This window comes from Paenibacillus sp. P4_A9, from assembly GCF_056402415.1.
Genome location: NZ_JBFUHL010000002.1, coordinates 269227 through 286813, shown reverse-complemented (window position 1 = coordinate 286813; position 17587 = coordinate 269227). Strand labels below are relative to the sequence as shown.

At 49.5% G+C, this 17587-nt stretch carries 15 protein-coding genes; 10 read left to right on the top strand and 5 right to left on the bottom strand.

What is annotated here, in order from left to right:
- Window positions 1-89: 89 nt before the first annotated feature.
- Window positions 90-686 (top strand): GNAT family N-acetyltransferase, encoded by a 597-nt coding sequence (locus AC1DVJ_RS03560; RefSeq protein WP_477588407.1) that lies wholly within the window; start codon window positions 90-92, stop codon window positions 684-686.
- A gap of 73 nt (window positions 687-759) precedes the next feature.
- Here AC1DVJ_RS03560 and AC1DVJ_RS03555 read toward each other — a convergent pair whose 3' ends face one another.
- The 3 genes from AC1DVJ_RS03555 to AC1DVJ_RS03545 are packed head-to-tail and all read right to left on the bottom strand — an operon-like array spanning window position 760 to window position 3236.
- Entirely contained in the window at window positions 760-1074 is a 315-nt protein-coding gene (locus AC1DVJ_RS03555) for a 4a-hydroxytetrahydrobiopterin dehydratase (RefSeq protein WP_477588405.1), read from the bottom strand.
- 17 nt (window positions 1075-1091) lie between these two features.
- Complete coding sequence (gene recQ, locus AC1DVJ_RS03550) at window positions 1092-2903, bottom strand: DNA helicase RecQ (protein ID WP_477588403.1); 1812 nt, start codon at window positions 2901-2903, stop codon at window positions 1092-1094.
- Between the two features lie 39 nt (window positions 2904-2942).
- The gene (locus AC1DVJ_RS03545; protein ID WP_477588402.1) at window positions 2943-3236 is read right to left on the bottom strand and encodes a hypothetical protein; all 294 of its coding nucleotides are present in this window, start codon (window positions 3234-3236) and stop codon (window positions 2943-2945) included.
- A 194-nt stretch (window positions 3237-3430) separates the two neighbouring features.
- Between AC1DVJ_RS03545 and AC1DVJ_RS03540 the strand changes: the two genes are divergently transcribed.
- Window positions 3431-5029 carry an SWIM zinc finger family protein gene (locus tag AC1DVJ_RS03540; protein WP_477588400.1) on the top strand — a complete coding sequence of 533 codons (1599 nt, stop codon included), beginning with the start codon at window positions 3431-3433 and terminating at the stop codon, window positions 5027-5029.
- Window positions 5017-7893 (top strand): DEAD/DEAH box helicase, encoded by a 2877-nt coding sequence (locus AC1DVJ_RS03535; RefSeq protein WP_477588398.1) that lies wholly within the window; start codon window positions 5017-5019, stop codon window positions 7891-7893. The genes AC1DVJ_RS03540 and AC1DVJ_RS03535 overlap by 13 nt, the downstream gene beginning before the upstream one ends.
- Before the next feature lie 121 nt (window positions 7894-8014).
- On the opposite strand, the gene AC1DVJ_RS03530 is transcribed toward AC1DVJ_RS03535, so the two are convergent.
- On the bottom strand, window positions 8015-9196 hold the full coding sequence (locus AC1DVJ_RS03530; protein ID WP_477588396.1) for an EAL domain-containing protein: 1182 nt from the start codon (window positions 9194-9196) through the stop codon (window positions 8015-8017).
- Window positions 9197-9405: 209 nt separating this feature from the next.
- On the opposite strand from AC1DVJ_RS03530, the gene AC1DVJ_RS03525 reads away from it, so the two are divergent.
- From AC1DVJ_RS03525 to pyrH, 3 genes are all read left to right on the top strand, one after another.
- Window positions 9406-12291 (top strand): ATP-binding protein, encoded by a 2886-nt coding sequence (locus tag AC1DVJ_RS03525; RefSeq protein ID WP_477588394.1) that lies wholly within the window; start codon window positions 9406-9408, stop codon window positions 12289-12291.
- Window positions 12292-12442: 151 nt separating this feature from the next.
- Window positions 12443-13768: an MFS transporter gene (locus AC1DVJ_RS03520; protein ID WP_477588392.1), complete on the top strand. Its 1326-nt coding sequence runs from the start codon at window positions 12443-12445 to the stop codon at window positions 13766-13768.
- Between the two features lie 170 nt (window positions 13769-13938).
- Window positions 13939-14679, top strand: a complete 741-nt coding sequence (pyrH, locus tag AC1DVJ_RS03515; RefSeq protein WP_477588390.1) for a UMP kinase — start codon at window positions 13939-13941, stop codon at window positions 14677-14679.
- A 56-nt stretch (window positions 14680-14735) separates the two neighbouring features.
- Here the strand turns inward: pyrH and AC1DVJ_RS03510 are convergent, their stop codons facing one another.
- Entirely contained in the window at window positions 14736-15617 is an 882-nt protein-coding gene (locus AC1DVJ_RS03510) for a GNAT family N-acetyltransferase (protein WP_477588389.1), read from the bottom strand.
- 166 nt (window positions 15618-15783) lie between these two features.
- Between AC1DVJ_RS03510 and sigY the strand changes: the two genes are divergently transcribed.
- Genes sigY through AC1DVJ_RS03490 form a run of 4 tightly spaced genes read left to right on the top strand, consistent with a single transcriptional unit; the run spans window position 15784 to window position 17341 of the window.
- A complete protein-coding gene (gene sigY, locus AC1DVJ_RS03505; protein WP_477588388.1) occupies window positions 15784-16335 on the top strand; it encodes an RNA polymerase sigma factor SigY in 552 nt (183 codons plus the stop codon).
- A 36-nt stretch (window positions 16336-16371) separates the two neighbouring features.
- On the top strand, window positions 16372-16698 hold the full coding sequence (locus tag AC1DVJ_RS03500) for a YbjQ family protein (RefSeq protein WP_477588386.1): 327 nt from the start codon (window positions 16372-16374) through the stop codon (window positions 16696-16698).
- On the top strand, window positions 16695-16919 hold the full coding sequence (locus AC1DVJ_RS03495; RefSeq protein WP_477588385.1) for a hypothetical protein: 225 nt from the start codon (window positions 16695-16697) through the stop codon (window positions 16917-16919). Before AC1DVJ_RS03500 ends, AC1DVJ_RS03495 begins: the two co-directional genes overlap by 4 nt.
- A gap of 56 nt (window positions 16920-16975) precedes the next feature.
- Window positions 16976-17341: a YxlC family protein gene (locus AC1DVJ_RS03490; protein WP_477588384.1), complete on the top strand. Its 366-nt coding sequence runs from the start codon at window positions 16976-16978 to the stop codon at window positions 17339-17341.
- Window positions 17342-17587 lie beyond the last annotated feature (246 nt).

Below are 17587 nucleotides of genomic sequence, written 5' to 3'. Positions count from 1 at the left end.
ATCTGGCAGGGAACAGGTAGAATTATGGGGATTGTTATTTTAAAATAGAACGATGGCCAAATAGTACCTATAGAAAGGTTGCCCAAAATATGCCTCAACCTATTACCTTAACTTTACCTTGGCGTGTGGTTCCGCTAACCGAAAAAGCTTGTCAGGAGCTTTGCACCTGGCGCTATCCCGCTCCTTACGATCTCTACAACTGGCCCACCTGGAATACTATGCTGCAGAACCACTCCGAATTCGCTGATCCTCAAATACGAGAAGCGCAGTATCGCGGTGTTGTCGATGAATCAGGGACGTTATATGGGTTCGTTCAGTTCTTCCCCCTTATGGGTGTCACCCGACTAGGCCTCGGGCTTCGGCCGGATCTTTGCGGTAAGGGTGGGGTTAGCAACAGCGAAAGCGAAGGCCGGGGCGAGAGTGGACGCAACAACACGAGCACAAATGGCCTCGGCAATAGACTCGGCTCATCATTTGTTCAGCTCCTTGTGGCAGAAGCCCAACAAAGGGCTCCGCAACAGGAGATTGACCTCGAAGTGCTCGTCTGGAACGAGCGAGCGATTCGCGCTTACCAGCGTGCTGGCTTCACGATCACGGATAGTTACGAGAAATGGATACCGACAGGGCCGGCTGATTTCCACTGCATGGTCTACACAGGTCCGAGTATTGTCCTAGCCCGCATATAATCACCGACCAACGCGCGCGGATCCCTAGCTCTAGTGTCGACGTTTGACGATGCCCAACCCCCGCGATCCTGCGTCACCCCTGCTCTGCGATAGCCTCCGCATACGCCTGATCAAACTTTAGAGCGGTCGAGAAATCCAGCTCAGTTAAGCCTCCTGCACTCCACGAGGTCAGGCGCAATGTCACCATTTTATAATCAATCGCGATCATGGGGTGGTGATTCACCGCCTCCGAGATGCGAGCGACTTCATTAACGAAGGTGATTCCCTGCAGGAAAGCTTTGAATCGATACTTCCGAACGATCCACTTGCTCTCTTCTGCCTCTAGATGCCACGTGCCTAGCTCGGCAAGCCGCAAATCAACTTCAGCTTTCTCTAGCTTCGCCCTCATCAACGCCCTCGCACTCCCTACTCATAATCATAAGCAACCGCGCCCATATCGCTCTCTCCCGCATACGTGCGAAGCAGCTCAAGGAACGGCTTCCCGTAGTTGCGGTATTTCACCTCACCGACCCCTTTGATGCGCAGCATCGCGGCTTCCGTCGTCGGACAGCTCTCACTCATCTCACGCAGCGTACTGTCGGCGAAAATAATATACGGCGGCACCTTCTCGCGCGCAGCCATCTCACGACGCAGCAACCGAAGCTGCTCGAATAACGTATTGTCCATCGCGGCGACAGCGCGAACGGGTTGTTTGCGTACCTTTTGATTCACAGGCAGCTTGCCCTGAAGCACTTCCGCTGCAGGCTGCATCAACCGAACAACCGGGTATTGACCCTCGGATAGCTGCAAGAAGCCTTCCGAAATCAGTACATTGATCAACTCGGCAATTTCTTTTTCCGGCAAATTGCTCATGATACCGTGTGTCGGCAGACGATCGAAGCGATAGTCCATGATTTTCTTCGCCTTGGAGCCCTTCAGCACTGAAGCGACCATCGAGATCCCGAAGCGCTCGTTCATGCGGCGAATGCAGGAGAAGATCTTTTGCGCCTCGACGGTAATGTCGACGGTATCGCGATCGTCTTTGCAGGAACTGCAGTTCCCGCAGGTATCTTTAATATTTTGCTCATCAAAATAATGTAAAATAGCGTTCCGCAAACAGCGCGGCGAATAGCAGTAGTCGATCATGGTTTGGAGCTTCTTGTACTCGTTCGCTTTGCGCTCAGGCGAAAGCTGGTTCTGCTCGATCAGGAACTTCTGCGTCATAATGTCCTGCGCACTGAACAGCAGAATACATTCGCTTGGCTCACCATCACGCCCCGCACGCCCGGCTTCCTGGTAATACGCCTCCATGTTTTTCGGCATATTGTAGTGAATCACGTACCGCACATTGGACTTATCAATGCCCATCCCAAAAGCATTCGTCGCGATCATCACGCGAATATCATCGTAGAGAAACGCCTCCTGCATGTAGGAGCGCTCATCATCCGGCATACCAGCATGATACTTGCCTGCAGCGAAGCCTTTTTTGCGCAACGTCTCGTACAAATCTTCAACATCCTTACGCGTCGCAGCGTAAATAATGCCGGGCTGATGCGTATGTTCCTTCACATAGTTCTGTATGTAATCCCGCTTCTTCTCTCCGCGAAGAATGGTTAGCTCCAAATTGTCACGGGAAAATCCGTTGATGAAAATCCCTGCGGCATCTAGATCTAGCAGGCGGGCAATGTCCGCTGTAACTTCAGCGGTAGCGGTTGCCGTGAAAGCCGCCACGATCGGCCGAGTTGGCAGCTGACGAATAAACGGCGCAATCGAGACGTAGCTCGGTCGGAAATCATGTCCCCACTGCGAGACACAATGCGCCTCATCAATCGCAACCAGGGGCAGATTCAACGCCGCCATCCGTGCTCGAAACCGCTCCGACTCCAGACGCTCAGGTGCAATGTAGAGCAACTTATATTTGCCTTGCATAGCCCCCTGCATGCGCTGTTCCACTTCTTTGGCTTCCAACGTACTATTAATGAACGTGGCAGGAACACCGAGCGCGCCGAGCGCATCTACCTGATCCTTCATCAAGGAAATGAGAGGGGAAATGACTAGTGTCACACCCTCCATCAGCATAGCTGGCACTTGGTAACAGATCGATTTCCCGCCGCCTGTTGGCATAATGCCTAAGGTATCCTTACCCTCGAGAAGGTTCGTAATAATATTTTTCTGACCCTCGCGAAATTCAGGATACCCATAAACCTGTTGTAGAACCTTTCTTGCGCCATCCAACATAGCTTCTATACACCTTTCTATATCGCAGTTCTGCCTGTTTTAGACCAGATAGATGACCGAAACCAATTTTTCGCCATCATGTACCTTCAGCACGTGGTTACCCGCATCATGTCTAACTGAACCCGCTCCAACCTGCATCACCGGTGCACTGCCTAGTCCGTAAAATATATCGTCAGCCAGCGTACGCAGGCATTCTTCTTGTTCACTTTCATCCAGCTCCTGCCAGTCGGCTTCATTCATCTCCAGCAGCTCATAAAAGCCATTCACCATTTCGATCCCACGCACAAAATCAGTAACAATATCTTTGTATTCCCTTCCAAACTTAATGCCCATTGCACAGTCTCCCTCCAAAAAGCATTTTTCTCTAGCTTCACTTTATCATATTCTAGGTAAGAATGCAGGGTTAACCCCTTTGGGGACGGATTAAAAATATCCTCTTTGGCATAAACTGTGGAAATGGGCAATTTCGGAAAAAATCTGTTACTATGGAAGAAGGAATGCGCCGCTCGGAGGGTAGGAACGATCACATGTTGAAACTTCAAATTCCCAAAAATCGAATGAACTACCTCATTAAGCAAATCCCGCTGCACTTTGACGCCACCCGTCTGGAGCAAGGTTGGGAGTATTATCATAAAGGCCGCGTGACCGAGGTTGATCTCAAAGGGCTGAGTGTCCTCGCAACCGTCGCAGGCAAACAGATCCATACAGCAGAAGTTCATTTAGAAAATTTCGCTGCGAGTACCTGCACATGCGCCTTTGAGGGCTTTTGTCAGCATATTGGTGCTACGTTTTTTAGCCTGTACGCCCCTTATGGTCGGCCAGAGCTTGTCCTGCAGCAGTTAAAGCAACAAATCCATACACGGAAGAAGCCAGCCCGCAGTGCGGCAGCTTCTGTTATCCAAGAACGCAAAGCGGCCGCACAGGCGAATGTGCCTTTGGAAGAAAGTATGCCTAGCGATTGGCATCGTTTCTTTGAAGGGAAATTTCACGGCTTCTCGATTTCTCATCAGCATTCTATAGAAACCTTCTATGAGTCCGCCTTGGAGTCGTTGCCGCCTTATGCAGCAAGCTGGCGTGATACGACACGTGAGCTCTATATGTTCCACATTGTACTGTTCATGATGCGGAAGATCGAACAATTCTATCAAGAAACGAAAAGCTCTTACCTGTCTTACTATCATGAAAATGGGTGCAAAATCGCCGCCAAAAACTGTGAAGATAAGCTTGTCGAATTTGTGGAACGGATCGATGTCAATCGCTCTTTCCTAGCGGAGCCGAAGATCTGGCTGTCTACGATGAAAATGGTTGGAGAATCCGCCCTGCAAGGCAAGGACAGTCCCGTTGATTGGTTGTTCGTGTATCGATTCATCTGGTGGAAGCTGACCGACCAACCTAGCGCACAAAAAGAGGAAGTAACGCGTCTCGATGGTCTTCTGGCTAAGAAGGAGCTGCTTCCGAAGAAGAAGGATGCGTTGCTTGCGGCTAGGGCGCATTTTGATATTATGCAGGGTCACACGGAGCAAGCCTTCGAACGGCTAGGGCAGCTCGCTCATCCGCATGCGAAGGATTTCTTTCTCTATTTAAATAAATTCGCTAACGATGGGCAGTGGGATCGCATGCTGATCTGGCTGCGCTGGCTATTCCCCTCGATTACGAACGCGAATCACGATGATTTCCGGACGTTCTGCCAATATTGGTTGGATACGACGAAGCATCTTGCGAACGATAGCGAGTGGGTACAGGTGATGGAATCCCTATTGCCACGTTCCTACTACTATTACACTGCGTATTTGCTGCAAACGAAGCGGTACCGGCAGTGGGTGGATTTGCAGCTTGCGAATCGGATTTCACCCTTGAATCTATATGGGATGGAGCTCAAAGCGATCGAAGAGCATGACTCTGCGTTGCTTCTTCCGCTCTATCATCAAGCAGCCGAACGAGCTGTTCTGGAGAAAAATAGGGCTTCTTACAAGACGGCAGTCCGCCTGTTGAAGAAGCTGCATAGCATTTATAAACACATCGGCCAGGATGACCGCTGGGAGCACTATATTTACCGCTTAGCGGATAAGTTCTCACGTTTGCGTGCTTTCCAAGAAGAGCTCAAGAAAGGAAAATGGATTCGATGATCGAAACCAGCGCGCTGACCGTTCACGTTAGTTCCTTACCTAACGGGTCATTATTTCTATGGGGTTCCCGTGAAAACGGCGGTATTTGGGATGCTCTTGATTTAAAACATATGCTATTCGCCTGGCATCGCGCCTCCTTCTTCGGCACCTTCATGGAACCGAGTGAATGGCAGAACCGGGAAGGCCTCGAGCTGCAACCACTAGAGGCGCTCGATTATTTCAGCGAACCGCAGCCGGTTCAGCATCTTCAATTGAAGTGGCATGCTTCTTGCACAGATGTGATTGCGCTAGCTCCTGCTATTCGCGAGTCGCTGGCAACAGGTCGATTCATGCCGGACTACGAGAAATGGAAGTCCGGCGAAATCGGCTGGAAGCTGCAGCTGCCGGAGGAGCTGCAGACGCTTGAGACACCAGCGGTTTCACGCTGGATTCATGCGCTGATCCCGGAATGGGTCGATGCCGACGGGATCATGAAAGACAATTTACGCAAGCTCGAAGCTGCGTATCCATTAATGCGCCGCGGCGATGTCAGCGGCGAGGTGTGGCTGGACGAGGAAGACTGGCTCGTCAGCATTGGTTGGCGTCAGGATCGGACGCCGATGCGGACGTGCTTGCAGCTCGTCGAGCCCGACCTGGCGCACGGCGCAGGCTGGCAGCTGCGCGTGCTGCTGCAGGACCGGCTGGCGCCGGAGGTGCTGCGCACCGTCACGACCGTCGGCGAGCCGGTCGCGGGGGAACAGCCACTGCCAGAGGCGTGGCTGCCTGAGATTGCCCGCGTCGAGCGCGACGCGGCGAAGTGGGTACGCATCCTGCCGTGGCTGGATGCGGGCGAGAGCGTCCTCCGTCAGACGTTGACGGAGGAGGAGGCTTGGCGCTTCCTCGCAGAGGGAAGCGTCCGCCTTGTTGAGGCAGGAACGAGCGTGTTCCTGCCGGCGTGGTGGGAGCGCATCCGCAAGATGCGGCCGAAGCTGCGCGCGAAGATCAAGTCTTCCGTCGGTTCTGGACGGGAGACGATGTTCGGCTTAACCCAGTTGATGCAGTTCGACTGGAAGATGGCTATTGGAGATTTGGAGCTGACGGAAGAGGAATTCCGTCAGTTGTTAGAGGAGAAGCGGAAGCTTATCCAGATTCGCGGCAACTGGATTCAGCTCGACCCCAAATTCATGGCACAGGTCGAGCAGATTATGAAACAGGTGAACAAGAAGCAGGGGCTGTCCTTCCGCGATGTGCTGGAGCTGCATTTTGCCGGTGACGCAGGCGGCTTGCTGCCTGCCGAGGATGATCCAGATGCGATGCGCTACCTCGACATGGAGGTCGAACTTAACGAGCAGCTTCGTCACATGATTGACCAGCTGACGCAAACCTCGGCGATTCCGACCATTGAGCCGCCGGCTAGCTTTCATGGATCACTGCGCCATTATCAAGTGGACGGTATTTCGTGGCTGTTGTTCTTGCGCCGTTTTGGCCTTGGCGGCTGCTTAGCCGATGACATGGGTCTCGGGAAAACGATCCAGTGGATTACTTATTTGCTCACGGTGAAAGAGAATGAAATGCCGGATACACCGTCATTGCTTGTTTGCCCAACCTCCGTGTTAGGCAACTGGCAAATGGAGCTGAAACGGTTTGCCCCTTCCTTGCGCGTCCACCTTCACTACGGGCCGCAGCGGTTAAAAGGCTCATCTTTTCAGGAGAAAATTGTCGGCAAGTATGATCTCGTATTGACGTCTTACACGCTTTCCCATCTGGATGAGAGTGAACTGGGCGCTATTGCTTGGAACTCCATCTGTCTGGACGAAGCTCAAAATATTAAAAATGCGTACACCAAGCAAGCCACCGCGATCCGCCGGCTGAATGGGTATCATCGCATTGCGTTGACGGGCACGCCGATTGAGAATCGGCTTACCGAGCTGTGGTCGATTTTCGACTTCGCGAATCCTGGCTATCTCGGCACCGTGCGCGAGTTCACGCATCGCTATGTGAATGCCATCGAGAAAACACGCGATGAGGCGACGATCGGCAAGGTTCAAAAGCTAATCCGCCCGTTCTTGCTGCGGCGTGAGAAAAAAGATCCCGCCATTCAGCTAGATCTGCCGGAGAAGAACGAGTCCAAAATGTTCATCTCGCTCACAGCGGAGCAAGGCTCGTTGTACGAGAACTACATCCAGGATATGTTCGATCGACTGGATAAGCTCTCCGCCATGGAGCGGCGCGGCCTCATCCTCGCCGCGTTGACGAAGCTCAAGCAGGTGTGTAACCACCCGGCTTTGCTGCTCAAAGAAGGGCTTGGCGCCCCGTGGAGCGGACGCTCGAACAAGCTGGAGCGCTTGCTCGAAATGGTGCAGGAGCTGCGCCAAGAGGGCGACAAATGCTTGATCTTCACGCAGTTTGTCGAGACCGGCAACCTGCTGCAGCATGTGCTTCAGCAGGAGCTTGGTGAGAAAGTGCTGTTCCTGCACGGCGGAACATCCAAGAATGGGCGCGACGAAATGATCGCGCACTTCCAAGGCTTGAGCCAGCCGACGGATGACGAGCAGCGAAATGTGTTTATTCTTTCGCTGAAGGCCGGAGGCATCGGGCTCAACCTGACGGCGGCGAATCATGTGTTCCACTATGATCGTTGGTGGAATCCCGCCGTCGAGAATCAGGCGACGGACCGCGCCTTCCGGATCGGCCAAACGCGTCACGTGCAGGTGCACAAGTTCGTGACGCTCGGCACGTTGGAGGAACGCATCGACGAGATGATCGAGCGCAAGCTCGGCCTCAGCCAGCAGATTGTCGGCTCTGGCGAGAACTGGATCACCGAGCTGTCGACCGACGAGCTGCGCGATCTGTTCTCGCTCCGCCGCGAGTGGGTCGAGGCGTAGGGTTCGAGTTCTAGCTCCACACACAAAAGAGGTTATCCCAAGCTTCACCTGGGTTAACCTCTTTTGTGTTCCACGCATATCCGTTTTTTCTCTATTTGTCTCTATCTGTACGCTTCCTCACTCATATCACCAAATCCAAGAACAGATAATACCCCTCACCCATCGCACACGAGTATGTCTGAATCTGACGTGAGGTATCCAAGTCGGTATAGGCTTGGGAGAAAATGCCTTGCTTTTGCAGGTTCATCATGAGGATGTTGGAGATGAAGTAGGGCCTCCACGTCCAGTTCGCTTGACGATAGCTCTCATCTTTGTTCCATCCGTTTTCAGTACGCGTATAATTGGATGAGGTCTGGTAGCCATCTCCCTGGCATATGTACATACGCATGCAATTGTCCGTCACGTTATCGATAATTTGTTCAATAACGGTATCAGCCTCCTCGGCGTTCGAGATATGCACGGAGGCATTGATGAGCTCACCCAGCCTTTGATGTGCGCTCTGCAAGCGATGATATCGCTGAAACTCATCCTGACCGAACGATTTTATTTCTTCTTCCAGCATACCTTTGTACGCATCCGGTCGCTGCAGCTCAGGTTCCGCTTTTGAGAATAGAAAGCCTTGCACATATCTCGCTCCCACCTGTAAGGCACTGCGCAGCTCCTGCTTCGTTTCGACGCCTTCGACGAGCAATGAGGCACCTATTTGTGCTGACACAATGGAAAAAGATTGCATGACTGCCTTATAGCCATCGTGGACGATGCTCTTTTTCAAAATATTCAGGTCAACCTTCAAGATTTTCGGCCGCAGGCTCGCAATTCGATCAAAATTACTGAAGCCGCTGCCGACATCATCAATGGCAATGGTGCATCCAAATTCACGATATAGTTCAACAATCCATGTCAGCTCTTGAAGATGGCCTGTAAATTCTTCTTCCGTGATTTCAATGACAATCCGTGCGGGGTTTATCTGATATTTTTTCAAGAGTTCAATGGTTGGCAAGACACCCGTTCGTTTGTAGGTTCTATAAATCCAAGAAGGCTTTAAGTTAATAAACAGCTCGCTTTTGTCAGATGCAGCGGCTATCCGCTCTATAGCCTGCTCTCTCAAATGCCGATCAATCATAAGCTGCATGTCCTCGGAAATGTCAGGATCTTTGAAAAAGGGACCTAAGCTCTCCACACCGCTTTCACGGATTCGCCGACCTAGTGTTTCATAACCAATTATGCGTTGACTCTGTAATGAGATAATCGGTTGAAAATAGGGACGTACCTCATGACGTGGCGGAATCTTGATGTTTTTCACCTGCACAGTGCGCCTCCTTCTCAAAAACAATATGTTATATTACTTGACACAACTAGAATCATTGACTCATATTTTAAACGACAACACTACTTTCGGCAATATTCAATGTTATGAAATATAACGTAATATACTTTTAGAGGAATTTGTTGAGGTTTGTCGAAATTCTATGTGAGATCTTTATTCTAATAGAAGCTAGGTGACCAACTGGTATGAAAACCTTCACGAGATCACGAATCTCTCTGCTATATGTCATTTTAATTGTCGTTTTATTAATCGTCGTCAATGTGTCCAACAATTTGGCTTCTCGGAATATGGAGAATCAAAGCAACGCGATCGTGAACGAGGCTATCCCTATTTTAACAACAGCCAATAGCTTATTGACCAACTTAATTAATCAGGAAACAGGCCTGCGCGGTTACGAACTAGCTGGAACTGAACAATACCTTGAACCCTATACACTGGGTAGAGAACAGGTCACTATGGATTTAAACACGTTGTCCACCTACGGTAAAAAATATCCAACACTACAAATCATTTTAGATACACAAGCGATACCTGCCATTACGAATTTGCAAAGGTACTATGACACCACTTTGGAATTATTCCGAGCTGGCAAGATTGAAGAAGCGAAAGCCCGTGTCAACGGCGGCAAAACACTAATGGATCGTTATCGCGTCGCTCATATGAGTATCGAAAATAATATCGAACAAATTACATCACAAGCTTATTCCTCTTCACACGAAGCAGCCTCAACCGCTCGCATGATCACGAGGATCGGCAGCCTAATTGCTCTTCTTGCAGGAGCCTTGTCGATTACTATTTCCATTCGATCCCTCCATGCAGAGAAAGAGCTTCGTAAGAGTGAGGAGACGTACCGCTACATGGCGGAAAGTCTGGAATCTCAGAATGAGGAAATTATTGCCCAGCAGGAGGAACAGCAGATCACCCTAGCCAAGCTGTCTGAACGAGAACGGGATTTGGAGCTGATCTCCTCCTACCAAGAAAAACTCACCGGCTATGTGAAATTAACGGATTTCTTGAAGCATACTTTGCCCGCCCTATTAAATTCGTTGGCGCAGGATGCTGCTTTGGTAGTCCTCGAAAATCGCACGGAGGATGGGCCTATCTCCTACGAGGTTATTCATTCCATAGGTTATCCCAAAGGTCATATTCAAGCTTCCCGCAGTGAACTCTTCGGGCCGGCCAGACGTGTATTTGATGAAGGCGTTTCGATCACACATCCCCGTGATGTAACTGGTAATGAGCAAGGTATACACAGCGGCGTGACGCGTGCCATCGACCAATACATTCCCCTCACGGATGATAAGCAAGAAGTCATTGGTTTTCTCTTATTAACGAGTTACCAAAGCTCGCTCTATCAAGATGATAATCAACGTTTGACCAAAGGATTAGTCAAACAATTCGGACTAGCATTCTATGCCCAGGTCGTGAATGATGAGAAGCTGCAGCAGGCGGAGAGCCTTGCGAAGCTGAACGATCAACTCACTGCTGAGAAACAGCTATTAGAAGGACAACATGATCTTATTCAAAATATTTTAGAATCGGCCCACGAGGGCATGATGATGTGTGATTCCCAAGGTACGATTCTCTTTTCCAATCAACGTATGCATCAGTATTTCGGACTTAACGAACGTATCGGCCAAAATTTAGTCAGTTGCAGCTATGATATCGGAGCCACATCTCCTAGTTTCCATGGGGTAGCCACTTCCATCGAAGCGTTGATTGATCGCTCGCTGTCTCATCTGACACAGCGCTTTAACTTCCAACAGGACGAGCAGCTCCAACACGCGGAGCTATACGCTACGGTTGTTAGTGAGGGCACCGAGCAGCAAGGTTACTTATTCGTTTTCCGTGATCGAACCGAAGAAGAACGCGTTGATGAAATGAAGAATGAATTCATCTCCATTGTTTCTCATGAGCTGCGCACTCCACTGGCCAGTGTGCTTGGCTTTATCGAAATTTTACTGCATCGTGAGCTTCCGCAAGAGAAGCAGAAACGGTACATGGAAACCATTTATAACGAAGCACAGCGCCTATCGAATTTAATCAATGACTTCTTGGATCTGCAGCGGATGGAGTCAGGTCGTCAATCGTACAACTTCTCACCGATTAATCTGCAGTCCGTTGTCACTGAAATTGCTGAGCAATGGCAGGATAAACAGCTGCATCAGATTGTCCTTCACCAACAAGAGCCCGAGCTTTGGGTAAGGGCAGATCTTGATCGTATTCGCCAAGTTTTTGATAACCTCATTAGCAATGCGATTAAATACTCACCATCGGCCGATCATATCGACATTTACATCTCGGCTCACGAAGGTAAAATTACAATTGCCATCCAAGATTATGGATTAGGCATTCCGCAGGAAGCACATGAGCAAATGTTCTCGAAATTTTTCCGTGTCGACAACTCCGACCGCCGTCAGATTGGCGGCACTGGACTCGGCCTAGCCATCGTTAAGGAAATTGTGGAGGGCCATGGCGGGGATATCTCTTATACGTCTGAAATGGGACATGGCACTACGTTCCGAATCGAACTAGATCAATATGAAATTTCAGGATTAGACGGAAAAATCGTGATCTTCGAAGATGATGATAACCTAGCCAAATTAATTCAAGTCGCCTTGCATAAGCTGAGTCTGCCGTCCATCCAGCTGCGTTCCGCTGAAGAGGGCATGATCGCGTTGCGGCGCTGTGAGGGAGAAGGTCCGATTCTGTTCATCGTGGACATTCACCTCGAAGGCGAGAAAACGGGCTGGGATTTCATCGCAGACCTGTACAAGCACCCCGTGCACGCACAAACGCCGGTCATTGTTTCGACTGCACTCGATCCACCTCACGATTATCATGAGAAAGAGATTCAGAAATATCTGAAGAAGCCGTTCACCATGGAACGACTCGTACAAGTGGCGAAACGCTTGCTCGACAACAACAGCAGCTTAGCTTATGTTTTTCCCGCCCAAAACAAAGAAACACTTTCAACCACCTTACAACGCAACGGGATTAACGTGCTGAAAATGCAAGAAAATCAGGATATGATTGAGGTTGATATCATTAAGCCCCAATCGGATAACTAACTCTAAATGTTCACTAAAAATCTCTTCTACCTATTTTAGGTGGGGGAGATTTTATTATTGTGTAAAGTACGTGAAGATAGAGGGATTTCTGTACAGAATCGCCAATATATTAGAGAAGTAGAGGTTAGTGAAGAGAAAGGGTGTGCCACTCATGGCAAAGCTTGAATCCGCTTCCAATCCAGCCCGCGGACGTAGTGTTTGGGCGTTATTTTTCTCCCTGCCGATTTTCGCATGGGCGATGTACGATTTTGCAAATACCATTTTTTCGTCCAATATCGTAACTGTGTTCTATCCGTTTTACTTGAAAGAAACCTTAGGCAGTACTGAGGAGATGGACCAGATTGCGAGTACCTTCATCACCTACTCCAATTCACTTGCTAGCTTCTTCTTGGTGCTATTGTCACCATTATTCGGGGTCTGGATTGATCGCACGGGTAAAAAGAAAGCCTACCTTGTCCCCTTCACGCTCATCGCGATCATTGCGACACTCCTCATGGGAGCATCGGCCTTATGGAAGACGGACCAAGAGTGGCTAGGTCTCAATACGTCGGTTATCGGTGTCATTCTTTTCTTCATGATCGCTAAATTTTTCTATAACTCCAGCTTAGTATTTTATGATTCCATGATTTCCGATCTGGGCAATGAACGTGAGATTCCCTTAATCTCCGGCCTTGGTGTAGCGGTCGGCTATGTGGGCACGCTCGTCGGCCTGATTGCTTTCCTGTTCGTTAGTGATAATCACTTCGAAAGTACATTCATCCCGAGTGCCGTCATGTTCCTTATTTTCTCGTTGCCCATTATGTTCTTGTACAAAGAGAAGCCTCAGAAGCCCGTGGCTAGCAAGAAATCGCTGCTTAGCGGATATCGCGAGATTTGGGCGACGTTTAAGGAAGTCCGGAAATATCAAGCCGCCTTCACGTTCATGATCGCTTACTTCTTCTTTAACGATGCCATAGCCACAGCGATTGCAGTCATGGCCATTTATGCGAATACCGTGATGGGCTTTTCTACGGGGCAGTTCATTCTACTCTATCTGGTGTCCACGGTGTCTAGCGTTATCGGTTCCTTCCTCTTCGGTTATATCACGCGCAGCATTGGCCCTAAGAGAGCGGTAACCATCGTTGCACTTATTCTTATTGTGGCTATCTCACTCGCCTCCCTGGCGACGAGTCAGAGCATCTTCTGGGTAGCAGGCAGCCTCTACGGCGTCTCCATGGGCGCTATGTGGGTGACATCACGTACACTTATCGTGCAGTTAACACCGGAAGATAAGCGCGGACAGTTCTTCGGCTTGTTCGCCTTCTCGGGCAAGGTGTCCTCGATTGTCGGACCTCTGCTGTACGGCACGATTACATGGGCGTTGGCCTCCTCCGGAAACTTAGCAAGCCGTGTCGCACTTGGCTCCTTGCTGGTCCTTGTCATCATTGGGCTCATCGTTCATATGCGAGTTCCGCAGAAATTGCAAAATCCAGCTTAATTCATGTACAATTACTTCTAACCAGAGGAAAGCAGACACAAAAAACACTAGAGCATGTAAAGGCTTTAGTGTTTTTTTGTAAGCATCCGCTGCCACACAATACTTCCTTGTCAGACACAGCTATCATCCATCGTACAGGCGTTCTCATCAGAGAGAGAGGGGATATGGTAATGGCTTTACGGTACAAGCGAGTCCTCATTAAACTTAGCGGCGGGGCTGTAGCAGGCGACAACTCATTCGGATTCGATCCTACACAGCTAGATCATATTGCCAACGAAATTATGACCGTCGTGAATTTAGGCGTTGAAGTATGCCTCGTGATAGGTGGAGGAAATATTTTCCGAGGTAATATGGGTGAAAGCTGGGGCATCGAGAAAGCCGAGGCTGATAATATCGGTACGCTTGCGACAGTCATCAACAGCTTGATGCTGCGCGGTGTTTTGAAAGCAAAGACCGAGGCCGAAGTGCGCGTTATGACAGCGATTCCGATCGCTTCAGTGGCGGAGCCTTTCATTCGTCTACGAGCCATTCATCACTTGGAAAAAGGGTATATCGTCATTTTCGCCGGCGGGAATGGACAGCCTTTCGTTACGACAGATTATCCTTCCGTGCAGCGTGCCATTGAAGTGAATTGCGATGCGATTCTCGTGGCCAAGCAAGGTGTGGACGGCGTCTTTGACAAAGATCCGAAGCACCACAAGGAAGCGCTCCAGTTCAAATCTCTCCATTATAACGATGTGATTCAACACAATTTGAAGGTGATGGATCAATCCGCCTTTATTCTAGCGCGGGACTACCATGTACCGATTCATGTGTTCAATTTCGATAAGCCTGGCTCGATGAAGGATATTTGCGCAGGGCTTAATACAGGCACGATTATTAGCGGGGCATCTGTACTCATTTATCATTAACATAACGCAAAAAAGGGGATAGACAGCAGAGCGATCTGCTGCGCTATCCCTTTGTTTTAGCCGAGGAGGAGCACGTAATAGTTATTGGCGTTTTTCGTTGCAAACCCACAGGATTCATAGAGGCCGAGCGCCTTCTCGTTCTCAACCGATACTTCCAGCTTAATATGCTCCGCTTGATCCTGTTCTTGGAGTGCCATAATCGTTTGACTCAAAATCTGACGACCATAGCCCTTGCCCCTAAAGGCTGGCAACACGCAAAATCCATATATAAACCCGCTAGTTCCTGGCTCCACCATCGCACCAAGTTTTCCAATCGGTTCTTTGTTCTCGCCAAGCTCCGCAATCCACGTCCGTTCCTTGTCACCTGTAATGGTTTGCTTCACGTATTCGCGTGTATCGACTTCTGTCATATCGAAGCCCGACATATTCAGTCTAACTAAAAGCTCGGTATCCTCGATGCCCGCTAAGCGAATGCTTAATTCTGTTTGAGGGGAAACAGGTGGAACTATATGTTCTTTCATCACCATCACATACTCAGAAAAGGAGTAAACTGCGCCCAGCTTCGTCAGAAAAGCCTTCCCGCTTGCCGAGCCATGCTCATTGATGAAAATAAGCTTAGGAACCTCTCTTTTCCTGCATTCCTCCATCGCCGCTTGAACAAGTTGATTGAAAATCCCTCGGCGCCGCGCCTCCGGATGCACCATACCGCTGATTTCAACTTCGGTTGAAAGAAAGCTGTAGATCGCCAGAAAGCCGATAATACGGTCATTTTCGTAATACACAAAATCATTCGTCACCAAGGCAGGACGGCTGGATAGCGTGCCCCAATTTAGTTTAATTTCGATGCCTTCATGCGCATTGCATATCTCCCACAGCGCTCGGACATCCTCCAGTTCTTCTGGGGATAGCCCTGCTCTTGCATATATACCTTGTTTCATATGTTGTCCCCCATTATTCTTCTCATTCAGATGGACTTATCTGCTGTCATTATACATGTCTAAACGCTGTGGTGGTAAGCTATTAAATCATTCTACTTATTTTTTCGTGCGGCAGTGAACGATCTTCATGCGTTGTTCGTACTATTTATGAAATCTGACAGAGAGGATGTTCAATCACTTGGAAGAAAACGAATTCATTCGTCGAGCCATGCTAGGCGACACCGCGGCTCTGTCTCAGCTTCTGCAGCAACATTATGCGTTTGTGTATAAATATTTGCTCAAAATTACGCTAAATCCCGCGCAAGCAGAGGATCTTACACAAGAAACAATGGCACGCTGTATTGAAAAAATAAAGCTCTATAACGGGACATCGAAGTTCTCGTCCTGGCTAATCACGATCGCCACTCGGTTAATGATCGATCAGGGACGACGACGACGTTGGGAGCGCAATTGGCAGGAGAAAGAGCAACAGCAAGCCCTACGCCAGCTGCAATGGCAGGCTGCACACCACACGGATGACGCCTGGCCCGAGGTGTTAGACGCCTTGGCGGAAATGCCGCGAGAGAGCCGCATTCCGCTCATTCTCAAGCATTACTACGGATACACGTACGAAGAAATTGGCGGCATGCTCTCCCTTGCGGAGGGCACCGTGAAATCAAGAGTGCACCATGCACTAAAACAACTACGGAAGGAGCTGGCGAACGATGAACGCGAATAAACCAGACAATAAAAAAATTATAGAGGGAGTAAACATATGATCATTGTTACGACCGAAACCATTCCGGGATATAAAGTCAAAGAAGTCAAAGGGTTATGTTTTGGACTGATTGTTAGGAGTCGCGGGCTCGGCGCTGACATCAAAGCTGCATTCAAAGGTTTGGTGGGAGGCGAAATCAAACAGTTCACTTCACTGCTAGAAGATTTGCGGAAAGAAGCCATGGACCGCTTGGTACAAAACTCTCAGGCAATGGGGGCGAACGCCATTGTGATGGTCCGCTTTGATTCCGGGGAAATCGGAAAATCCATGGGCGAAATCATAGCTTACGGCACCGCCGTAGTAGTTGAAAAAGACAGCGAATGAATTGGATCCTTGGATACTATGGTGTTCAGGCCGTCATCGTTTTAGTGCTCATTATATTATCTGTGCTTTACTATGACAAACGCTACAAAAGAAGAAAGTCCGGGGCTATTCCGAATGGGTTTATCCGCACAGAAGAAGTTAACATAGATCCCGTTACTCAGGAGAAGCAACGGGTTTACTATAACCCGGATACGGGTGAGAGAATCTATATTCGTGAGTAAAGTACAATTTCCGCGTGCGCAATGCATTGAAACAACTACAGAAGGAGCTGAAGTAGATGGATGAGGATTTGAAGGATCGACGTTCGGCCGCGAAGGATGATAACCCTCAGGCTGACGGCGGAGAGCAGGCGGTGAGCGAGCTGCGCGAGGGGCTAGACCATCTCGATGCTGCCTTCCACGTGCCGATGCCAAGCTCAGCTTGGTTTGACCAACAGATCGCCGCGACGCAGAGCAAACGGCGAACTAAATTAATGCGCGACCTGGTGATCCTATGGATCGTCGCGATACTAATGTTTTATGTGTTTTATCTGACGGTAGCTGCACAGCCCGTTGCTTTCCTCTCCATCCAAGCTGCGGCCATACTGGTTCCGTTAGCTTGGCTAATCCTTAGAAAGCAGGTGGATTCTCATGACAACAACTGAGTCCAAATTCGATCAACTGCCCCTTTGGGCCTGGATCGGTCTGGCATTAATTATGCTCGTACAAAGCACATGGTTGTACGTTGACTCACGTAGGCAAGGTGCCCGCTACCCTTGGTTTTGGGGCATTTGGGGCCTCATTCAAGCTCCGGTTCCCACGATTGTTTATCTTTTTGCAGTAAGGAAAATTCACAGGAAATGATCCTCTGCAGGATCGTTTCTTCTACATCATTAACTTAAAACGGCTGC